The organism is Enterobacter cloacae complex sp. P2B (assembly GCF_014895985.1).
Classification (GTDB): domain Bacteria; phylum Pseudomonadota; class Gammaproteobacteria; order Enterobacterales; family Enterobacteriaceae; genus Enterobacter; species Enterobacter bugandensis.
In genome coordinates, this window is sequence record NZ_JADBQQ010000001.1 from 56036 (window position 1) to 77334 (window position 21299).

Sequence of the window (21299 nt, forward strand, 5' to 3'; positions counted from 1 at the left end):
ATCAAACCCGCCGCTCAAGAACTAATACTCGGAGTTAACAATCACCTCCTCGCCAAACTTGCCTGCCATCGGCAGCGGTCGATAGGTCGAGTTAGAGGCACGCAGCACCCGGATCGCTCTGGCTCCCACATCCTGCGCCGCGGTAATGTCGTTATCCGAATCACCGTAGAACACTTTGATGTTTTTCTGCTCCAGCCACTGGGTTTTGGTGTTTTGTCCCTCTTTATCACCGGCAAAAATGACCGGATTCATGCTGGCTGCCGGGATCTGAAAATCGTCCTGCAGGGTTTTGGAGACGGTCTCCGTTTTGGTCTGGCTACGGCCGGTGACAAAGTAAATGCTGTCGCCGCGCTTAACGTGCATGGCGATCAGCGCGCGGGCCACCTCTTTCGGAATGCTGAACTCATCCCAGCCGTTATTCATTTTTTCCCAGAACTCCGGGTTCTTCAGATACGCTTCGCTGTCCGGAGAATACGTTTTCTTGCCACGCCAGAAGCCTGGGCTCGAGAACAGCACGGTATCGTCAATGTCGAAGCCCACGGCCATTGGCGGGCGGCCCATCAGGCTGTTTTCGATTTGGGCCACGGAAACCCAGTGAATGGGTGCCTGCTCGGCAAGGATGGCGGCGGTGGTGCCGGTGTAAAGCGGCGTCGGTGCGGAAGCTCGCGCGACGACGGCGCTATTAAGCGAGAACAATAAGCAGGCGGCGCTGAGCGCCAGTGTGATCTTGCGCATATTTTCCCCTGAATATTCAGTTTGTTATCTTTATATTTTGAGTGGATGGTCAAAAATCTATCCGACCATAACCCCGGAGGGAGGGGAAGGAAAGGAGTTTTTACTTATAAAGATGAATAAAAAGAAGACGATCACAAAGTGCCGGGGGACGTGTTTATGCGGTCTGATGCCCTCACCCCAGCCCTCTCCCACGGGGAGAGGGCTGGGTTAGTGAGCATTTACATTACAGCAGCAAACGCCTGCGCCACGCGCTGGACGTTGCCGGCATTCAGGCCCGCCACGCACATACGGCCGCTGGCGATCAGGTAGACGCCGAACTCGTCACGCAGGCGATCGACCTGTGCCGCGCTCAGTCCGGTATAGCTGAACATCCCGCGCTGCTTGAGCAGATAGTCGAAGTTATGCCCCGGCACCGCCTCTTTCAGCACGTTAACAAGTTCCTGACGCATCGACAGAATGCGCTTGCGCATCGCTTCCACTTCCGCAAGCCAGGTGGCTTCCAGCTGTTCGTCTCCCAGAACGGTCGCCACCACCTGCGCACCAAAGTTCGGCGGGCTGGAGTAAATACGGCGGACCGTCGCTTTCAGTTGGCCGAGAACGCGCCCCGCGGCTTCGGCGTCTTCACACACCACGGACAGACCGCCAACGCGCTCGCCGTAGAGAGAGAAGATTTTTGAGAAGGAGTTGCTGACCAGCGCTGGCAGCCCGGCGCTGGCAACGGCGCGGATGGCGTAAGCATCTTCTTCCATGCCCGCGCCAAAGCCCTGATAGGCGATGTCGAGGAACGGGATCAGGTTACGTGCCTTCAGCACCTCGATCACCGCATCCCACTGGGCATTGGTGAGGTCCGCACCCGTTGGGTTATGGCAGCATGGGTGCAGCAGCACGATGCTGCGCGCCGGCAGGGTGTTCAGTTTTTCCAGCAGCGCTTCGACGCGCACGCCATTGGTTTCGCTGTCGAACCACGGATAGGTCTCGACCTTAAAGCCCGCGCCTTCAAAGATGGCCACGTGGTTTTCCCACGTCGGGTCGCTGACCCACACGCCGGAATCCGGGAAATATTTTTTCAGGAAATCAGCGCCTACCTTCAGCGCACCCGAGCCGCCCAGCGTCTGGATAGTCGCCACGCGCTTTTGCGCGAGCACCGCGTGGTCCGCACCAAACAGCAGCGGCGCAATCGTATTACGGTAGGTGTTTAACCCTTCCATCGGCAAATAAAGCGAAGCACCGTGCGGGGTTGCGTTAAGACGTGCTTCGGCTTCGGCAACGGCTTTCAGTTGAGGAATGATGCCATCCTCGTTGTAATACAGACCGATGCTGAGGTTCACTTTATCGCTGCGAGGATCTTCTTTGAAACGCTCCATCAAGGAGAGAATAGGGTCGCCGGCGTAGGCGTCTACTTTCTGAAACACGCGATGTTCTCCGGATTATTATGAGGCAGGGTTTTCAACAATAAACCGGAAGCGGAATAAGATCGAGGGGATGTTAACAGAAGCGGGATGCATCGCATCCCGTTAAAGCTCAGTCGATGTATTTCATCGCCACCCGCGACGTCAGACGCGTAATAAGTTCGTAAGCACTCACTTTTGTAATCTCAGCAATGCGTTCAACGGGCAGACCTTCACCCCACATCACCGCATCGTCGCCCGCTTTATCCTGCGCGCCGGGCCCAAGATCCACGCAAATCATGTCCATCGCCACGCGGCCGACAATTTTCACTTCACGACCATTGACCAGCACCGGCGTGCCCGTTGGTGCCGCGCGCGGATAGCCGTCGCCGTAGCCCATCGCCACCACGCCAAGCCGCGTGTCGCGCTCGCTGGTCCAGGTACCGCCGTAACCCACCGGCTCGCCCGCTTTGTGCTCCCGCACGGCAATCAGCTTTGATACCAACGACATCACCGGCTTAAAGCCTAAGTCCGGCCCCCAGGGTTTATTCTCAAGCGGGGAAACGCCATACAGGATAATGCCCGGACGCGCCCAGTCGAAGTGGGACTGCGGCCACAGCAGAATGCCGCCGGATGCCGCAATGGAGCGCATTCCCGGCTTGCCTTCGCAGAAGGTGTTGAAGATATCAAGCTGCTGCTCGGTTGCGCCGCATTCGGGCTCATCGGCACGGGCAAAGTGGCTGACGATATTGACCGGCTGACGCACATTTTTGCACTGGCACAAACGCTGATAAAACGCCTCCGCGTTTTCCGGGCGCACGCCCAGCCTGTGCATGCCCGTATCGAGCTTCATCCAGACGGTGACCGGCTCGCTCAGTTCAGCCGTTTCCAGCGCGGCCAGTTGTTCTTCGTTGTGTACCGCCGTGTGCAGCTGCTGGTCTGCAATGGTCGGCAGATCCGAGGCTTCAAAAAAGCCTTCGAGGAGCAGAATCGGTTGCGTAATGCCGCCTGCGCGCAGGCGGAGAGCTTCTTCGAGACGGGCGACGCCAAAGGCGTCGGCATCGGGGAGCGTTCGCGCGGTCTCAAGAAGACCGTGTCCGTAAGCGTTCGCTTTCACGACTGCAACGAGCCTGCTGGCGGGCGCCAGTTCACGCAGACGTTGCAGGTTGTGTCGCAGAGCGCGGCGGTTAATCACAACAGTTGCCGCTTGCATTTGAATTCCTTAGAAATTACTCATCATCATATTGAGGACCGGCATAGTTGTCGAAACGCGACCACTGGCCGTTAAAGGTCAGACGTACCGTACCGATGGGGCCGTTACGTTGCTTACCAATAATAATTTCGGCGATCCCTTTCAGGTCGCTGTTCTCGTGATAGACCTCATCACGGTAGATGAACATGATTAAGTCGGCATCCTGCTCAATGGAGCCGGATTCACGCAGGTCGGAGTTGACCGGGCGTTTGTCTGCACGCTGTTCCAGGGAGCGGTTAAGCTGCGACAGCGCCACTACCGGCACGTGCAGCTCTTTAGCTAACGCCTTGAGCGAGCGGGAAATCTCTGCAATTTCCAGCGTACGGTTGTCTGAGAGCGACGGGACGCGCATCAGCTGAAGGTAGTCGATCATGATAAGGCCGATGCCGCCGTGTTCACGGGCGATGCGGCGCGCGCGGGAGCGCACTTCCGTCGGCGTCAGGCCGGAGGAGTCATCGATGTAGATGTTCCGTTTTTCCAGCAAAATGCCCATGGTGCCGGAGATTCGCGCCCAGTCCTCGTCGTCGAGCTGGCCGGTACGGATGCGGGTCTGATCCACGCGCGACAGGGATGCCAGAGAACGCATCATAATCTGCTCCGAGGGCATCTCGAGACTGAAAATAAGCACCGGCTTATCCTGCAACATCGCCGCATTTTCAACGAGGTTCATCGCAAATGTCGTTTTACCCATCGACGGACGCGCCGCGACGATAATTAAATCCGACGGCTGTAAACCAGCAGTTTTTTTGTTCAGATCGTCATAGCCTGTGTTCACCCCGGTCACGCCGTCGTGCGGCTGCTGGAAAAGCTGCTCTATACGCGCAACGGTGGCGTCGAGCACGTCGGCGATGTTTTTCGGGCCTTCATCTTTGTTGGCACGGCTTTCGGCGATTTTAAAGACGCGGGACTCGGCAAGGTCGAGCAGGTCTTCGCTGGTGCGGCCCTGCGGGTCGAATCCGGCTTCGGCGATTTCGTTCGCTACCGAGATCATCTCGCGGACGACGGCACGTTCGCGCACGATGTCGGCGTAAGCGCTGATGTTAGCCGCACTTGGCGTGTTTTTTGACAGTTCTGCCAGGTAGGCAAAGCCGCCGACGCTGTCCAGCTGCCCCTGACGCTCCAGCGATTCCGCGAGCGTGATCAGGTCAATCGGGCTGCCGGACTCCTGCAGGCGCGCCATTTCGGTAAAAATATGGCGGTGCGGACGGGTGTAGAAATCTTCAGACACTACGCGCTCGGCGACGTCGTCCCAGCGTTCGTTATCCAGCATTAAACCGCCCAACACCGACTGTTCCGCTTCAATCGAGTGCGGCGGGACTTTTAACCCTGCGACCTGGAAATCACGCTCGCGAGGTTCAGTCTGTTTGTTGAAGGGTTTGTTTCCTGCCATAGTGAATGGAGTTACCGAGATAAAGAGTGGGTCGAAAGATTACCATATTTTTCTTACGGAGGGAGCATGGCAACGCGCATTGAGTTCCAGAAACACGGCGGTCCTGAAGTGCTGAAAGCGGTGGAGTTTACCCCCGCTGCGCCTGGCGAGAACGAAATTCAGGTGGAAAACAGAGCTATCGGCATTAACTACATTGATACCTATATTCGTGGCGGTCTCTACCCGCCTCCGTCAATGCCGAGCGGCCTGGGCACTGAAGCGGCCGGTATCGTCAGCAAAGTGGGCAGTGCGGTTAAGCACATCAAAGAAGGCGATCGTGTGGTGTATGCACAGTCTGCCCTGGGCGCTTACAGCTCCATCCACAACGTCCCGGCGGACAAAGCCGCCCTGCTGCCGAACGCCATCTCCTTTGAGCAGGCGGCCGCCTCATTCCTGAAAGGGCTAACGGTCTATTACCTGCTGCGCAAAACCTACGAAATTAAGCCCGATGAGCAGTTCCTGTTCCATGCTGCCGCCGGTGGCGTGGGGCTGATTGCCTGCCAGTGGGCGAAAGCCTTAGGCGCGAAGCTGATCGGCACCACAGGCAGTGCGCAAAAAGCCCAGCGTGCGCTGGACGCGGGCGCGTGGCAGGTGATCAACTACCGGGAAGAGAGCATTGTCGAGCGGCTGAAAGTGATCACCGACGGCAAAAAAGTACGCGTCGTGTATGACTCGGTGGGGAAAGACACCTGGGAAGCGTCGCTGGACTGCCTGCAGCGTCGCGGGCTGATGGTGAGCTTTGGTAACGCCTCAGGCGCTGTCACCGGCGTCAATCTCGGCATTTTGAATCAGAAAGGGTCGCTGTACGTGACGCGCCCTTCTTTGCAGGGTTACATCACCAACCGGGAAGAACTGGAGGAAGCCAGCAACGAGCTGTTCTCGCTAATAGCCAGCGGCGTGATTAAGGTGGATGTGGCGGATGCGCAGAAATACCCGCTAACCGATGCGCAGCGCGCGCATGAGGTGCTGGAAAGCCGGGCGACGCAGGGTTCCAGTTTGCTAATTCCCTGACCCCCAAAAAGAAATTGGGCTTCCCGTGGGAAGCCCTTTCTTTTTTTAGTTCGGCTGTATGTAGGGTACAGCTCGATGAATTCTGTAGCGGCAGCCATAGTGACAGATTCGATAAGTAAATCCTATTCTGTTCTAAGCCATGCTGCCGGAAAAGTTACAAGTATGTGACGAACCCCTCAATACCTTAGTAACGGAAGCGGTTATTGCGCTGATAAGTCGGCAGTTTTGGCGCTTTAATCGCCCGTATTACCCACACCACGGCGATAGCCAGCAGCAGCCACGGCAGCAGTTTGATCGTCAGGGCAAATAATCCGCCGATAAACATAACCACCGTGGCCACAACGAGCGCGGCCAGAATGCCGAGCAGCGACACGCCCGTGACCATCAGCATGACAAAAAAGCCAATCACAAAAAGTAGTTCAAGCATTGTGCTCTCCCACGAGTTCCCGAATGATGCTGCAATCATTACAAGAATCATGCCAAAGCTAACGTATTGTTCTTAAAGCAAAACGCCCCGCAAGGATCCGCAGGGCGTGGTGAATTTGACGATCTTTTAGCGAAATTATCGCTTATCCGCCACCAGCCGCAGCGCATGTTCCAGCACCTCAATATCGGCACCGGCTTTATGCGCGTTCTCACTGAGGTAGCGACGCCACTGGCGCGCGCCCGGAATACCCTGGAACAGGCCAAGCATATGGCGGGTGATGTGGCCAAGATAGGTGCCATTGCTCAACTCGCGCTCAATGTAAGGGTACATGGCACGCACGACGGCAACCGGATCGGTGTCTGCGCCTGCAACGCCAAAGATTTCGCGATCGACCGTCGCCAGAATGCCCGGATTTTGATACGCCTCGCGCCCAACCATCACGCCATCCATATGCTCAAGGTGCGCTTTCGCCTCTTCCAGCGACTTAATACCGCCGTTGATTGACATCGTCAGGTGCGGGAAATCACGTTTCAGCTGGTACACGCGCGGGTAGTCCAGCGGCGGGATCTCACGGTTCTCTTTCGGGCTAAGGCCTGAAAGCCAGGCTTTGCGGGCGTGGATGATAAACATCTCACACTCGCCTTTCCCTGACACCGTATTGATGAAATCACACAGGAATTCGTAGCTGTCCTGGTCGTCAATGCCGATACGGGTTTTGACCGTCACCGGAATGGAGACCACATCGCGCATCGCTTTGATGCAGTCCGCCACCAGCTGTGCGTTGCCCATCAGACAGGCGCCGAACATGCCGTTTTGCACGCGGTCGGAAGGGCAGCCAACATTCAGGTTGATCTCGTCGTAGCCGCGTTCTTCCGCCAGCTTTGCACACTGGGCCAGCGCGACCGGATCGCTGCCCCCCAGCTGCAGCGCAACCGGATGCTCTTCTTCACTGTATGCCAGGTAGTCGCCCTTACCGTGAATAATTGCGCCCGTGGTCACCATTTCGGTGTACAGCAGCGTATGGCGGGAGAGCTGGCGCAGGAAATAGCGGCAGTGTCTGTCCGTCCAGTCGAGCATTGGCGCAATAGAGAAACGGTGTGCAGGAAAAGCGGTCTGGTGTTCTGACGACATGGCGAAGTTTTAAGCATCTGGTGGAAAAGGGGCGCTACTATAGCACAAAGAAAAGCCGGAGGCGCAGCGCCTCCGGTGTACTTTAGAACGTCATGCTCAGCTGAGCCCCTGCGCCCCAGGTTTCGTCCTCGCCATACAGACCCATCAGGTCAACATGAACGGTATTAAACGGCGCGAAACCGACACCGCCGGTAAAGACGTTGCTGTCGTTCCCTTTCATATCCGCACGATAACCGGCACGCACCGCCAGCCAGCTCAGCGGAGTCACTTCAGCACCGACCCCAACATACTGCGACGTATCTTCGCTCTTAAATCCTTTGGTTTCGGTCAGATCGCCATCGGCGGTCAGGGTCACCAGATCGTTGTGCCAGGCAGCGCCCGCGGTCACCAGCGGACGGATCTGGTAGGTGTCTTTATAGCTCACCACTTCCCCCGTACGCCCGTTGCGGATGCGGATATCTTTGGTGTCGATATCGCGCGACATCAGGTTTTGCCCGCTCACGCCGACCGTCCAGTTTTCGCCAAAATCAGCGGCAATACCGGCATCGACGTTAAAGCCGGTATCGTCTGTACGGTAGCGGCTATCGTTCCACTTATTACTGTCGTAATCGTAGATCGAGGTGGTGTAGTTATAGATCCAGCTTTTTTGCAGTTTTGGCGTCACGCCCACGGAAACCGGAACGCCGCCAAGGTCAAACTGGCGGGCAACGGCAATACCGTAGTCGGAGATAATCGCCGCCCGACCGGACGCCGTTGAGTTGAGGTTTTTAGTGATCTGGTCCGTGCCGTTCAGCGCAGCGTCCAGGGCAACGCCGGCAGCCACCAGATTGCTTCTTTGAATACCGCGCAGATAATCAATATCCTGCTGGTCGATAGACGAACTTACCCGGCCATGGGCGTACCCTTTCGCCATAAAGGCCACGGAAAGCACATCGTTAGGGATACTCACGGCAAGGCCTGCTCCTGCCGTCGCGCGAGCGGTTTTGCCCTTGAGATAGTCCAGCTCATCGGCCAGATCTTTGGCCGCGCCCTGGAACTGGTTGATGGAGCCTAACGGATTAGTAATAACCTCGATTGGCGTAAGGTTATCAACCACATCCTTATAGTGATTGATTTTGTCGTTGATGGTATCAATCTCATCCTGAAGATTGTCCTCATCCGTTACCTGCACCCCAACGGACGGCAAAATGACCGTCACGTCATCGTCCGGTTTTGCCTTTGCCAGCAGCGCGGGGTTAATTAACGCCCCGCTACCATAATTGCCCGAAGCAACGCCGGTGCCCCCCATCGCGTCGCTACGTGATTCTGTCCAGGTATTGGCTGCTCCCGCCTGATTTGCCATAAACAAGGAGACAGCGATGCTAACCACCGAAAATTTAAAATGTTTTTTCACAGTATGCCCGTCTTATAGTCTGTTATGAAATAACCCCTGTCTGTTATCCCCCAAACAGGCGCGAACTATTGCTGTGAATAAAGATAAAAAGACCCGCTAATTCATTCCCTAAGTAAAACTTCCTTACGGCCTGTTGTAATTTGTGACGGCCCTCAATATTTATAGAAGAGGAAATTATTTTTTCCCAGGTTTTCCATCGTGCGGCCCAAAAAACTGTGGCGGATGATCTACCCAGCGATCTTCCCGCGTGGCGGCATAAACCGGATTGAGCGGATAGTAGATGCGGTTGTGCTTCTTGTTGGCCTCCCCCACCACCAGCAACCGCACCTCTTCCTCGGTGTTGTTGATAAAGGTGTGGCACACCCCCGTTCCGGCGGGAAAGCCCACGCTGTCTCCGGGTTCGAGTTTCCACAAATAACCATTAATCCAGGCTTCAGGATAGCCCTCAAGCACGTAGATAAACTCTTCTTCGTCACTTTCCGCATGGGGATAGGACGTCCGACGCCCCGGCGGTAAACGTTCATGATGAATGCCTATACGCCTGAGGCCCAGGCTGCGCGCCAGCGGCGATCCGATGGAAAAAAGCTCGTTACTGTCGGGGTAGGTGGCGTCATCTGGCCCTTCTACGTCGCGCCAGTGCTTGATACAGTCTGGTTTTTTCATTGTTACATTCCCGGTTTGCGATGCGTCAGGTATAGCACAGCCTGGCGGATATCGGTGTTTTTGCCAGAACATGATAAAGTGAGGGTTTTATCTCCCAGAACATCCGAGGTGCTAAATGGATAAGTCCACAAAAGAGCTGTTAGCGCAGGCCGAAAAGCTGTGCGCGCAACGCAATGTGCGCCTGACCCCGCAGCGCCTTGAAGTCTTGCGCCTGATGAGCCTGCAACAGGGGGCGATCAGCGCCTACGATCTACTCGACCTGCTCCGCGAAAGCGAGCCGCAGGCTAAACCTCCCACGGTGTATCGCGCGCTGGATTTCCTGCTGGAACAAGGGTTTGTGCATAAAGTCGAATCCACAAACAGCTATGTCCTGTGCCATCTTTTCGATCAGCCAACGCATACATCGGCCATGTTTATCTGCGATCGTTGCGGCGTGGTGAAAGAAGAGGGAGCGGAAGGCGTAGAGGACATTATGCACACGCTGGCGGCAAAAATGGGTTTTGCCCTGCGTCATAACGTGATTGAAGCGCACGGGCTGTGTTCTGCATGCGTTGAGGTGGAAGCCTGTCGACATCAGGATGCGTGTCAGCACGACCACTCAATTCTGATAAAGAAAAAGCCGCGTTAGCAGCAAAATAAAGGCGGCTCTTAAGCCGCCTCTGTGGGTTATTCAGCGTTACCAGCGGTAATCGTTACGCGTTTCCCAGTCTTTGACTTCGTTTTCCGCCTGATCTTTCGCGTAGCCGTAACGTTCCTGAATTTTACCGACAAGCTGATCGCGCTTGCCTTCAATGACGGTCATATCGTCATCAGTCAGCTTACCCCACTGTTCTTTCGCTTTACCTTTGAACTGCTTCCAGTTGCCGCCGATTTCGTCTTTATTCATCATCGTGTCCTCTTAGTTAAGCGTCGGGTCGTAACGTCCGTTACGTTCTTTTCTGCTGGACGTGATAATAATTGTAGTTGAGGATTCGGCAGTTGATTTCATATTCGGAATCTTTAACCGTCACGATATATCGTGACGGGAAGGAAGCCAGGTATTATTTTGCCAGTGGTGATGCCAGATAAAGGCAAGCGAGAGGCCGCGCAGGGAGAGAAAGACCGCAAGCGCCAGCCACAAACCGTGATTACCCAGCCACGGAAGCGTCAGCAGCGTCAAACCAAACCCCGCCGCCGCAACCGCCATACTGTTGCGCATTTCCGCTCCGCGCGTCGCACCGATAAACATGCCGTCCAGCAGATAACACCACACCCCCACCACCGGCAAGATCACCTGCCAGACGATGTAGTGGTCCGCCAGTTCACGTAAAGCCGGGATCGAAGTGAGTAATGCAATAATGTCACGGCCAAAACAGGCATAAATGAGTGCAAACGCCAGTGCCACCAGTCCCGCTTGTCGACAGGCTGCCCGCCAGACATCCCTAAGCTGGCCACTTTCCCGCGCGCCGTACGCCTGCCCGGAATGCGCCTCAACGGCGTAGGCGAAGCCGTCCAGCGCGTAGGCGGTAAACGTCAGCAATGTCATCAGGACCGCATTCACCGCGACGATCTCAGGCCCAAGACGGGCACCAAAAACCGTCAATGCGCCAAAACAGAGTTGTAGCAGAAGCGAGCGCAGCATGATGTCACGGTTGAGCGCCAGCAGTTTACGGATATTGCCGCGCCATGCGGTTTTCAGCATTACGAGGGATATCCCGCGCAGGGCCAGCACGCGCCAGACCATCCACAGCCCAATGAGTAAGGTTCCGTATTCGGCAATCGCCGTTGCCAGTGCCGCCCCGCGCACGTCCATATGCAGGCCCATCACCAGCCAGAGATCGAGCACAATGTTGAGAAGGTTTCCCACGACCAGCAAAATCACTGGCGCACGGGCGTATTGCACACCCAGTAACCAACCCAGCAGAACCAGGTTTGCCAGCGAAGCGGGCGCGCTGAGCCAGCGGATTTCCAGGAAGCGACGCGCCTGCTCCAGTACCGCCTCGCTGCCACCAACAACATGGAGCGCAAGGTCTATCAGGGGCGTGCGCAGTAAAACAATGAGTACCCCCGCGCCAAGCGCCAGGATCAGCGGCTGCACCAGCGCACGCGCCAGACGTAACGGATCTTTCGCACCATACGCCTGTGCGGTGAGCCCGGTGGTGCTCATACGCAAAAAGAGCAGCAGCATAAACAGAAAGCTGGTTGCCGTCGCGCCAATCGCCACGCCGCCAAGATAAACAGGGGAATCGAGATGACCAATAACGGCCGTATCGACCAGACCCAGCAAGGGCACGGTGATATTGGAGAAAATCATCGGCAGGGCAAGACGCCACAATGCCTTATCAGATGCCGTCAGCAGTGACATGAGAGATACCGGGAAGGGTAAATGAAGCAGGCTACAGCGGAAGCGTAGCCTGTCAGGAAGAGATTACAGCCATTCGCCGTTACGAATCACGCCAACAGCCAGACCTTCAATAGAGAAGCTCTGTTCGCGGAGGTCGACCACAATCGGGGTGAACTCGTTGTTTTCGGGCAACAGCTGAACGGTGTTACCCTGTTTTTTCAGGCGCTTAACGGTCACTTCGTCATCAATGCGCGCAACCACCACCTGGCCGTTTCGCACATCCTGCGTTTTGTGAACGGCCAGAAGGTCGCCATCAAGAATGCCGATGTCTTTCATCGACATCCCGCTAACGCGCAGCAGAAAATCAGCGCTCGGCTTGAACATACCAGGATCAACCTGGTAGTGACCTTCAATATGCTGTTGTGCCAGCAGCGGTTCACCTGCAGCAACGCGGCCTATCAGCGGAATGCCCGTCTCTTCTTCCACCAGCAGGCGGATACCACGCGACGCGCCTGACACAATCTCAATCACACCCTTACGCGCCAGCGCTTTCAGGTGTTCCTCGGCAGCATTCGGAGAACGGAAACCCAGACGCTGCGCGATTTCCGCACGCGTGGGTGGCATACCCGTCTGGCCGATATGATCCCGAATGAGATCAAACACCTCTTGCTGCCTGGTCGTTAATGCTTTCATTCCGCCCCCTGGGTGTATATACAGTTATGCTGTGAGTATATACAGTCAAAGGCGATTTTGGAACCAAAAACTGCACAAAAAACCAGGGACTTAATTATTCCTCGAGCATCATCGGAAATGTGACCAAAGCAGCGTGACCCAGGTAATGGCTGCGGTGATAATCGCCAGCAGGACAGCGGCGGAGCCCATATCTTTCGCGCGGCCAGAGAGCTCGTGAAAATCAGAGCCGATCCGGTCGACCACGGCCTCAATAGCGCTATTGAGAATTTCCACTATCATCACCAGAAGTACGGAACCGATGAGAAGCACGCGGGTAATGGCATCTACATCAAGGAAACAGGCGATGATAACCGCGACGATAGCGGCGACACCTTCCTGGCGAAAAGCAGCTTCATTGACCCACGCGGCACGGAAACCTTTCCATGAATAGCCGGCGGCTTTGATGATACGCGTCAACCCAGTGGTATTATTGGCCATTAAAAGAACCTTTTTTAAAAAAGAGCGTCAGTAACAGGAGCTGCAGCGCGTTTCGCTACCGCCTGAAGTATGACGGGTAACAACAGAAATTTTGCGCGCTTTCTGTTATCCTTGCGCCGCAATTGCATTATTAACCAGAGGCTTTACATCGTTTATGTCCGGCTGGCCACGAATTTACTACAAATTACTTAATTTACCATTAAGCATACTGGTAAAAAGCAAGTCTATCCCAGCAGAACCCGCGCTGGAACTGGGGCTCGATACGTCGCGCCCTATTATGTACGTTTTGCCTTATAACTCTAAGGCAGACCTGCTAACGCTCCGTGCCCAGTGTCTGGCGCATGATTTACCCGATCCGCTTGAACCACTGGAAGTTGACGGCACTTTGCTGCCGCGCTACGTGTTCATTCACGGCGGGCCGCGCGTGTTTACCTATTACACACCGAAAGAAGAGTCCATCAAGCTGTTCCACGACTATCTCGACCTGCACCGCAGCAATCCTGACCTGGATGTGCAGATGGTGCCGGTATCGGTGATGTTTGGTCGCCGTCCGGGCCGCGAAAAAGGCGAAGAGAACCCGCCGCTGCGCATGCTTAACGGCATTCAGAAGTTCTTCGCGGTCTCCTGGCTGGGACGCGACAGCTTTGTGCGCTTCTCCCCTTCCGTCTCCCTTCGCCGAATGGCGGACGAGCACGGCACTGACAAGATCATCGCGCAAAAACTGGCGCGCGTGGCGCGTATGCACTTCGCCCGTCAGCGCCTGGCGGCCGTAGGGCCACGTCTTCCGGCGCGTCAGGACCTGTTCAACAAGCTGCTGGCCTCCAAAGCGATCGCCCGCGCCGTTGAAGACGAAGCGCGCAGCAAGAAAATTTCCCATGAGAAAGCCCAGCAGAACGCCATTGCGCTGATGGAAGAGATCGCAGCGAACTTCTCCTACGAGATGATTCGCCTGTCCGATCGTATTCTCGGCTTTACCTGGAACCGCCTGTATCAGGGCATCAACGTGCATAACGCTGAGCGTGTTCGTCAGCTGGCGCACGATGGTCATGAGATTGTCTATGTCCCCTGCCACCGCAGCCACATGGACTACCTGCTTCTCTCCTACGTGCTCTATCACCAGGGACTGGTACCGCCGCACATTGCCGCCGGTATTAACCTGAACTTCTGGCCAGCAGGCCCGATTTTCCGCCGCCTGGGCGCGTTCTTTATTCGTCGTACCTTCAAGGGCAACAAGCTCTACTCCACCGTGTTCCGCGAGTATCTCGGCGAGCTATTCAGCCGCGGCTACTCCGTAGAGTACTTCGTTGAGGGCGGGCGCTCCCGTACCGGTCGTCTGCTCGATCCGAAGACCGGCACGCTGTCGATGACCATTCAGGCGATGCTGCGCGGCGGTACGCGTCCAATCACGCTTGTGCCAATTTACATTGGCTATGAGCACGTGATGGAAGTGGGCACGTACGCCAAAGAACTGCGCGGCGCGACCAAAGAGAAAGAGAGCCTGCCGCAGATGCTGCGCGGCCTGAGCAAGTTACGCAACCTGGGTCAGGGCTACGTAAACTTTGGCGAGCCGATGCCGCTGATGACGTATCTGAACCATCATGTTCCGGATTGGCGCGAGTCTATCGACCCTATCGAAGCGGTGCGTCCGGCCTGGCTGACGCCAACGGTGAACGGTATCGCGTCCGAGTTGATGGTGCGCATTAACAACGCCGGTGCGGCCAATGCGATGAACCTGTGCTGTACGGCGCTGCTGGCTTCACGTCAGCGTTCCCTGACCCGTGAACAGCTCACGGAGCAGCTTGACTGCTATCTGGACATGATGCGCAACGTGCCATACTCGGTTGATTCGACAGCTCCTTCTGCTACCGCCAGCGAGCTTATCGATCACGCACTGCAGATGAACAAGTTCGAAGTCGAAAAAGATACGATCGGCGATATCATCATTCTGCCGCGCGAGCAGGCTGTACTGATGACGTACTACCGCAACAACATCGCTCATATGCTGATGCTGCCGTCGCTCATGGCGGCCATTATCACCCAGCATCGCCGTATTTCACGTCAGGAGCTGTTGCGCCACGTTGAGACGCTCTACCCGATGCTTAAAGCGGAGCTATTCCTGCGCTGGAGCAAGGAAGAGCTGGCCGTTGAGCTGGATAAACTGACGGAAGAGCTGCGCCGTCAGGGGCTGATCACCGTTGCGAACGACGAGCTGCACATCAATCCGTCACGCTCCCGTACCCTGCAACTGCTGGCGGCCGGTGCGCGCGAAACGCTGCAGCGCTACGCCATTACGTTCTGGCTGCTGAGCGCGACCCCGTCGATCAACCGCGGCACGCTGGAGAAAGAGAGCCGGACGCTGGCGCAGCGCCTGTCCGTTCTGCACGGCATTAACGCCCCGGAATTCTTCGACAAGGCGGTATTCAGCTCGCTGGTGCTGACGCTGCGTGACGAAGGCTTCATCAGCGATACGGGCGATGCCGAGCCGGAAGAGACGCTGAAGGTTTACCAGATGCTGGCTGAACTGATTACGTCGGATGTGCGCTTGACGATTGAGAGCGCGACGCAGGGCGAGTAACACAATGCCGGGTTATGGCCCGGCCTGACGTTCTGCATAACAAAAAGGCCCGGTAAGCGCTAACGCTACCGGGCCTTTTTTGCCTTGTTAAATCATTGCATTTAGCTGAGCAGCGTAAAGGCAATCATCCCGACAATGGCCCCGGTGGTGCCGAGGATGGTTTCCATCAGCGTCCAGGTTTTCAGCGTTTGCGCTTCGGTCGCGCCGGTAAACTTACCGAACAGCCAGAAGCCGGCGTCGTTAACGTGCGAGACGACAATCGAACCGCCCGCGATGCAGATAGACAGCGCGGCCATCTGGGCACCGGAGTAGTTCAGCTGTTCAATCACCGGCATCACCAGACCCACGGCGGTTAAGCACGCCACGGTGGCGGAACCCTGAATGATACGCACCGCCGCAGCCAGCACGAAGCAGGTTACCGCAATCGGCAGGCCCATTCCGGTCAGTGCTTCACCCAGAGCCGGGCCCACGCCGGAATCCACCAGCACCTGTTTGAACACGCCGCCGGCACCGATCACCAGCAGGATAATACCCGCAGGCTGCAGCGCCGCACCACAGATCTCCATCACGCGGTCTTTTGGCATTCCCTGGCGCATCGCCAGGCCGTAAATCGCCACCAGACACGCCACCAGAATCGCCGTGAACGGGTGACCAATGAACTCAAACCATTCGTACGCGGTAGAACCGACCGGCACAAAGCGCGCGGCAATAGTTTTCAGGCCCACCAGCACCAGCGGGAGCAGGATCAAAGAAAGGCTAAAGCCGAATGACGGCATTTTGCCTTCGCCCAGGTGCGGCTCGGTGATGTCGTCCGGGATGTGCAGCTCAACGTAACGGCTGATGAAATTGCCCCACAGCGGACCGGCGATAATCATCCCCGGGATGGCCGCACACAGGCCAATCAGGATCATCCAGCCAAAATCGGCGTGCATCTGGGAGGCCAGCAGCATCGGCGCCGGCCCTGGCAGCAGAAACGCCGCAGCCGCCGCCACGCCCGCAAACAGCGGAATGACCAGCTTCACGAGGTTAGTGCCGGTATGGCGCGCCATGGAGAAGGCGACGCTGATGAGCAGCACCACCGCCACTTCGAAGAACAGCGGCAGTGCGCAAATCAGACCGGCCAGGCCAATCGCGTAGTGCGCGCGGCTGTGCCCGAAGGATTTGAGCATTTTGACGGCAATCTGGTCGACCGCGCCCGTCTCATGCAGAATCTTGCCAAACATCGCGCCCAGCGCGACCACAATCGCCAGGAAGCCCAGCGTGCCTCCCATCCCTTTTTCCATCGTCGCGGCGATCTTGTCGAGCGGCATACCGGAAAAGAGACCTGCACCAATAGAAACCACCATCAAAGCAACGAAGGCGTGCATACGCGCCTTCATCACTAAAAACAGCAGCAGCAATACCGAACCCACTGCTGTCAAAACTAGCGTTAATGTACTCAAAACTTACTGCCTTTTGTTAATGACCTCGATGGTGCTGGCTACAACACCTTCCAGCGGCTGATCGATATCAACCACTAAGACGTCTTTTTCATCTTCACCCGGCTCCTGAAGCGCTTCGAACTGCGTCACCAGCATCTGGGTTTTAAAGAAGTGGCCTTTACGCGCTTTCAGACGGCTTTCAATCACCCCGAAATCGCCTTTCAGGTAGATGAACGATAGGTTCGGATTGCCGTCGCGCAGCAGGTCGCGGTAGGTTTTTTTCAGCGCGGAGCAGACGATCAGGGAAACTTTGTTGGTGCGCTGCATCGCGAACGCGGCGTCATTCAGCGCCTGCAACCACGGTTTGCGGTCGTCATCGTTCAGCGGTTCGCCGGAGGCCATTTTCATAATGTTGCTGCGCGGATGGAGGAAGTCACCATCAAGAAACGCAGCCTGAAGTTGATGCGCCACTTCGCTCGCCACGGCAGATTTACCGCTACCGGACACGCCCATCAGGACGTAAACGTGGTGATCGTGATTAGTCGTGCTCAAAGGGTGTCCCTCAGTCAATTGTTACGGGTAACAGTTATCGGTAACATTGTCCTGCTGGGGCAAAAGAGAAGCAATATCCAAACGTGCGCGAAGTGAATAAGTGTGAGCTACTTCAAATTTGTCAGTTCAAATAGATCCACCCGGTGACAAGGTGAAACCTAAATCTAACATTTTAGGGGTAACCGTCTCTCCACGAATGCGCGCCAGCAGGCGTTCTGCGCCAATGCGGCCCATGCGTTCACGCGGTGTCAGAACGCTCGCCAGACGCGGCTCCATCACCTGACCAATATCGTGGCCGTGGAAGCCGGCAATCGCCATATCCTCAGGGATCTTCAACCCCAGACGCTGGCATTCGAACGCTGCACCGACCGCAAGGTCATCGTTGGTACAGAAAATACCGTCCAGTTGCGGATACTCGCGTCGCGCCTGACGCATCAGCTCAATACCCGACGTATAAGATGAAGATTGCTCCACCATTACGCTGTACGGGGTTAAATTTGCGTCGAGCATCGCCTGCTCGTATCCCTTCTGTTTGATGATAGTACGTTCATCAAGACGCGCACCCAGATAGGCAATATGACGATGACCGCGGGCGATGATCGCCGCTGTCATCTGACGAGCCGCTTCAAAGTTATCGAACCCAACGGCGATGTCGAGGCATGGCGACTGGCTGTCCATGAGCTCCACCACCGGAATACCGGCGACTTCAATCATTTTGAGCGTGCGCGGCGTGTGGGTACGTTCGGTTAAAATCAGGCCGTCAATATTCCAGGAAAGCATTGATTCAAGACGTTCCTCTTCCAGTTCCGGCTTGTACCCATAGTGAGCGAGCATGGTCTGGTAACCAAAAGCATCGGTAACGCTTTCAATGCCGCGCAGAACTTCAGCGAAAACCTGGTTGGTCAGGGAAGGAAGCAGAACGCCCACCGCACGGCTGGTCGCATTGGAGAGAATATCGGGGGCGCGGTTGGGAATATAACCCAGTTCATCAAGGGCGGCGGCAATCTTGCCACGCAACGCCACGGAAACCTGTTCCGGGTTACGTAAAAAACGGCTGACCGTCATTTTGGTCACACCGACGCGATCGGCGACATCCTGAAGTACGGGGCGTTTCTTTTTCATCGTCCTGAGAAATCTTGAAGTGAGAGATTTGCTCAGTTTATCACGGACAAAGCTCAACCTTCCCCGTTTAAAGGGAAGGTTGAGAAATTATTTAGACCGGAGGCAGGTCAAACAGCAGGATTTCGCTTTCGCTGTCGGCGTGTACGGAGAGCGCCTGCTCATCCCAGACGGCCAGACCATCGGCGGTGGTGGCTTTGGTGCCGTTGATAGACACTTCCCCTTTCACCACCTGGATCCAGACGCGGCGGTTGGCGGCAATCTGGTGCACGGACTGTTCGTCTTTCGCCAGCGCCCAGCGGTACAGCTCCATATCCTGATGCACTTTCAGGGAACCTTCACGCGCGTCCGGGGAGAGCACCAGCTGTTTGCCCTGTTTCGCGTCGAAGCGGCGCTGCTCGTAGCGTGGCGTGATGCCGGTCTCTTCTGGAATGATCCAGATTTGATACAGGTGCAGTTTTTCCGTTTTGCTCGGGTTGTACTCAGAGTGACGCACCCCGGTACCCGCGCTCATAATCTGGAACTCGCCCGCCGGCACCTGCTCTTTGTTGCCCATGCTGTCCTGGTGCTCAACCGCCCCTTCCAGCACATAGGTCAGGATTTCCATGTCTTTGTGCGGGTGGGTACCGAAGCCCTGGCCTGCATCAATCACGTCGTCGTTAATCACGCGCAGCGCGGAGAAGCCCATGAAGTTCGGGTCGTAGTAGTCGGCAAACGAGAATGAATGCCATGAGTCCAGCCAGCCATGATTTGCGTGACCGCGTTCGTTTGCTTTGCGTAAGTAGATCATTGTTTTCACCCTCAGTTCGTTTCGATGGAGTAAGTGTGGACTCAAACGGTCAGGGATCATAGAGGGTGAAAATTGACTCCTCTGTTCAAAAATTATGAACAAGCCCAGAGGAGCCGTTTTTGCTTATTTCGCGAGGGTTACCGTGGCAGGAGAAGCCTGTTCGAAGGCCCGTTCAAGGATTTCCAGGTTGGTCAGAACGTCAGATTCCTTGACGTAATTCGGCGCGCCGTTGATTAGGGTTTCATATAGCGCATCGTAGACGCGGCCATAGTCGCCGGTTTCCGGTTTCAGCTCTTCTTTGACCGTTACGCCCTCATCGTTCACGTACTCCAGCACGCCTACGGAATCGTCCGCCGCAAAGCCCGGTTCGCCCGGCATGATGTTGGCCTTCAGGCTGGTCTCCTGCTGGTCAATGCCGTACTTAATGAACGAGCCTTTGGTGCCATGAACGATAAATTTTGGGTAGTCGATTTTCACCAGGTGACTGGTTTTAACGATAGCCTTAAGGTCGCCGTAGAACAGCTGCGCCTCGAAGGTATCGTCCGGGTTGGCTTTATTGCGCAGGCTGCGGATGTCGTAAGCCACGTGGTCCGGGCGGCCAAACAGGGAGATGATCTGGTCCATGGTGTGTACGCCCAGACCATAGAACGAGCCGTCCTGCGGCAGGCCGGGCTGGGTTTCCGCCACCGGGCGGTAGTAATCGAAGTGGCTTTCGATTTCCACAATGTCGCCAAGCTTGCCGCTCTCAATCGCCTTTTTCGCCGCCAGGAAACAGCTGTCAAAGCGACGGTTCTGATACGGTGTGACGGTCAGCCCTTTGCTTTTCGCCAGCGTAAACAGCGCTTTCGCTTCGGCAATGGTCGGGGTGAACGGCTTTTCCACCAGCACGTTCTTGCCCGCTTCGAGCGCGCGTTTCGCATAGTCAAAATGGCTGTCGGCGTGGGTGCAGACAACCACCAGCTTTACCTGCGGGTCATTCAATACTTCATCGAGATCGCTGGTGAAGTGAATGTGGGAGTACTGCGCAGACTGCTCTTCCGGCTTCGCGCGGCGGCGGTAGATATGGGCCACATGCCAGGTGTCTTTACGGTGGAGGACATACGGAAGGTGGTAACGCGTGGTGCTTTTGCCAAATCCAATAAATGCGCAATGTAGTGTCATGGCTCAGTCCTTTTAGAAGGTTACTGAGTTTAACCATAACAAAAAAAAGCCAGCGAGAAGCTGGCTAAAGTAATACTGGAAGCAATGTGAGCAATGTCGTGCTTTCAGGTTCCCGTAGGGGTCCTCCTGAATGCAAAGCAATAATAATCATTCTCATTCGCACTTGTCCAATACTTTTTGCAAAAAATAGCGGTTGACTCAAATTTTAAAGTCATTGATGTTGGAGGGGACTTTTAACCGACTGAGGAACAAGGAATGAGTGAGATAGTGATACGCCACGCGGAACCGAGAGATTACGATGCCATTCGTCAGATCCACGCCCAGCCGGAGGTGTACCACAACACGCTACAGGTTCCTCATCCCTCAGAGCAGATGTGGCATGACCGGCTAACCGATCAGCCCGGCATTAAACAGCTGGTGGCTTGTATCGACGGGACCGTCGCCGGGCACCTGTGCATTGCCGTCGCACAACGCCCGCGTCGCAGCCACGTTGCCGATTTCGGTATTTGTGTGGGTGCGCAATGGCAAAATCGGGGCGTTGCCAGCGCGCTGATGCGAACCATGATTGATATGTGCGACAACTGGCTGCGCGTCGATCGCATTGAGTTAACGGTATTTGTTGATAACGAACCGGCAATCGCGGTGTACAAAAAGCACGGGTTCGAAATTGAAGGCACCGGCAAGCGCTACGCCCTGCGCAACGGCGAATATGTGGACGCGTACTTCATGGCGAGAATGAAGTGACACACTCCCCTCTCC

21 protein-coding genes and 1 pseudogene are annotated in these 21299 nt (G+C 55.9%); 4 read left to right on the plus strand and 18 right to left on the minus strand.

The annotated features are described in order from the left end of the window. Positions 1-21 precede the first annotated feature (21 nt). The 4 genes from aphA to dnaB form a co-directional block, all read right to left on the minus strand. Positions 22-735: an acid phosphatase AphA gene (gene aphA / locus IM313_RS00270; protein WP_041911537.1), complete on the minus strand. Its 714-nt coding sequence runs from the start codon at positions 733-735 to the stop codon at positions 22-24. Positions 736-953: 218 nt separating this feature from the next. Then, positions 954-2147 (minus strand): aromatic amino acid transaminase, encoded by a 1194-nt coding sequence (gene tyrB, locus IM313_RS00275; RefSeq protein WP_192972042.1) that lies wholly within the window; start codon positions 2145-2147, stop codon positions 954-956. A 109-nt stretch (positions 2148-2256) separates the two neighbouring features. Continuing rightward, positions 2257-3336 (minus strand): alanine racemase, encoded by a 1080-nt coding sequence (gene alr, locus IM313_RS00280; protein ID WP_028015170.1) that lies wholly within the window; start codon positions 3334-3336, stop codon positions 2257-2259. A 16-nt stretch (positions 3337-3352) separates the two neighbouring features. After that, a complete protein-coding gene (gene dnaB, locus IM313_RS00285) occupies positions 3353-4765 on the minus strand; it encodes a replicative DNA helicase (RefSeq protein ID WP_008503375.1) in 1413 nt (470 codons plus the stop codon). Between the two features lie 66 nt (positions 4766-4831). On the opposite strand from dnaB, the gene IM313_RS00290 reads away from it, so the two are divergent. Then, positions 4832-5815: a quinone oxidoreductase gene (locus tag IM313_RS00290; protein WP_192972043.1), complete on the plus strand. Its 984-nt coding sequence runs from the start codon at positions 4832-4834 to the stop codon at positions 5813-5815. 184 nt (positions 5816-5999) lie between these two features. Here the strand turns inward: IM313_RS00290 and pspG are convergent, their stop codons facing one another. The 4 genes from pspG to IM313_RS00310 all read right to left on the minus strand — a co-directional run bounded on the left by pspG (position 6000) and on the right by IM313_RS00310 (position 9429). Beyond that, positions 6000-6242, minus strand: a complete 243-nt coding sequence (gene pspG / locus IM313_RS00295) for an envelope stress response protein PspG (RefSeq protein WP_028015168.1) — start codon at positions 6240-6242, stop codon at positions 6000-6002. A gap of 135 nt (positions 6243-6377) precedes the next feature. Next, positions 6378-7373, minus strand: a complete 996-nt coding sequence (gene dusA, locus IM313_RS00300; RefSeq protein WP_049137649.1) for a tRNA dihydrouridine(20/20a) synthase DusA — start codon at positions 7371-7373, stop codon at positions 6378-6380. 82 nt (positions 7374-7455) lie between these two features. Beyond that, positions 7456-8715: a conjugal transfer protein TraF gene (gene traF / locus IM313_RS00305; protein WP_153657273.1), complete on the minus strand. Its 1260-nt coding sequence runs from the start codon at positions 8713-8715 to the stop codon at positions 7456-7458. A gap of 225 nt (positions 8716-8940) precedes the next feature. Continuing rightward, positions 8941-9429: a cupin domain-containing protein gene (locus IM313_RS00310; RefSeq protein ID WP_045260944.1), complete on the minus strand. Its 489-nt coding sequence runs from the start codon at positions 9427-9429 to the stop codon at positions 8941-8943. A gap of 115 nt (positions 9430-9544) precedes the next feature. On the opposite strand from IM313_RS00310, the gene zur reads away from it, so the two are divergent. Beyond that, on the plus strand, positions 9545-10057 hold the full coding sequence (zur, locus tag IM313_RS00315; RefSeq protein WP_028015164.1) for a zinc uptake transcriptional repressor Zur: 513 nt from the start codon (positions 9545-9547) through the stop codon (positions 10055-10057). A gap of 48 nt (positions 10058-10105) precedes the next feature. On the opposite strand, the gene IM313_RS00320 is transcribed toward zur, so the two are convergent. From IM313_RS00320 to IM313_RS00335, 5 genes and pseudogenes are all read right to left on the minus strand, one after another. After that, complete coding sequence (locus tag IM313_RS00320; RefSeq protein ID WP_014882139.1) at positions 10106-10315, minus strand: CsbD family protein; 210 nt, start codon at positions 10313-10315, stop codon at positions 10106-10108. Between the two features lie 49 nt (positions 10316-10364). Then, positions 10365-10439, minus strand: a pseudogene (locus IM313_RS22720) (hypothetical protein); the annotation flags it as partial. Continuing rightward, positions 10436-11773 carry an MATE family efflux transporter DinF gene (gene dinF, locus IM313_RS00325; RefSeq protein WP_048998287.1) on the minus strand — a complete coding sequence of 446 codons (1338 nt, stop codon included), beginning with the start codon at positions 11771-11773 and terminating at the stop codon, positions 10436-10438. The gene dinF and the pseudogene IM313_RS22720, both read right to left, overlap by 4 nt. Positions 11774-11836: 63 nt before the next feature. After that, positions 11837-12445, minus strand: a complete 609-nt coding sequence (gene lexA, locus IM313_RS00330; protein WP_028015162.1) for a transcriptional repressor LexA — start codon at positions 12443-12445, stop codon at positions 11837-11839. Positions 12446-12553: 108 nt separating this feature from the next. Then, entirely contained in the window at positions 12554-12922 is a 369-nt protein-coding gene (locus tag IM313_RS00335; protein ID WP_014830281.1) for a diacylglycerol kinase, read from the minus strand. Positions 12923-13076: 154 nt separating this feature from the next. Here IM313_RS00335 and plsB point away from each other — a divergent pair, with 154 nt between their 5' ends. Next, a complete protein-coding gene (plsB, locus tag IM313_RS00340; RefSeq protein WP_192972044.1) occupies positions 13077-15497 on the plus strand; it encodes a glycerol-3-phosphate 1-O-acyltransferase PlsB in 2421 nt (806 codons plus the stop codon). A 101-nt stretch (positions 15498-15598) separates the two neighbouring features. On the opposite strand, the gene gntU is transcribed toward plsB, so the two are convergent. From gntU to IM313_RS00365, 5 genes are all read right to left on the minus strand, one after another. Next, on the minus strand, positions 15599-16939 hold the full coding sequence (gene gntU / locus IM313_RS00345; protein ID WP_014833577.1) for a gluconate transporter: 1341 nt from the start codon (positions 16937-16939) through the stop codon (positions 15599-15601). Between the two features lie 3 nt (positions 16940-16942). After that, positions 16943-17470, minus strand: a complete 528-nt coding sequence (gene gntK / locus IM313_RS00350; RefSeq protein WP_045260947.1) for a gluconokinase — start codon at positions 17468-17470, stop codon at positions 16943-16945. A 126-nt stretch (positions 17471-17596) separates the two neighbouring features. Then, entirely contained in the window at positions 17597-18592 is a 996-nt protein-coding gene (gene gntR, locus IM313_RS00355; protein WP_041911546.1) for a gluconate operon transcriptional repressor GntR, read from the minus strand. Positions 18593-18683: 91 nt separating this feature from the next. Further along, the gene (locus IM313_RS00360) at positions 18684-19379 is read right to left on the minus strand and encodes a pirin family protein (protein WP_003861565.1); all 696 of its coding nucleotides are present in this window, start codon (positions 19377-19379) and stop codon (positions 18684-18686) included. A gap of 123 nt (positions 19380-19502) precedes the next feature. Beyond that, positions 19503-20540, minus strand: coding sequence for an oxidoreductase (locus IM313_RS00365; protein WP_048998291.1), 1038 nt, complete (start codon positions 20538-20540; stop codon positions 19503-19505). Positions 20541-20795: 255 nt separating this feature from the next. Here IM313_RS00365 and yhhY point away from each other — a divergent pair, with 255 nt between their 5' ends. Beyond that, positions 20796-21284: an N-acetyltransferase gene (yhhY, locus tag IM313_RS00370; RefSeq protein WP_028015158.1), complete on the plus strand. Its 489-nt coding sequence runs from the start codon at positions 20796-20798 to the stop codon at positions 21282-21284. The last annotated feature ends 15 nt before the right edge of the window (positions 21285-21299 follow it).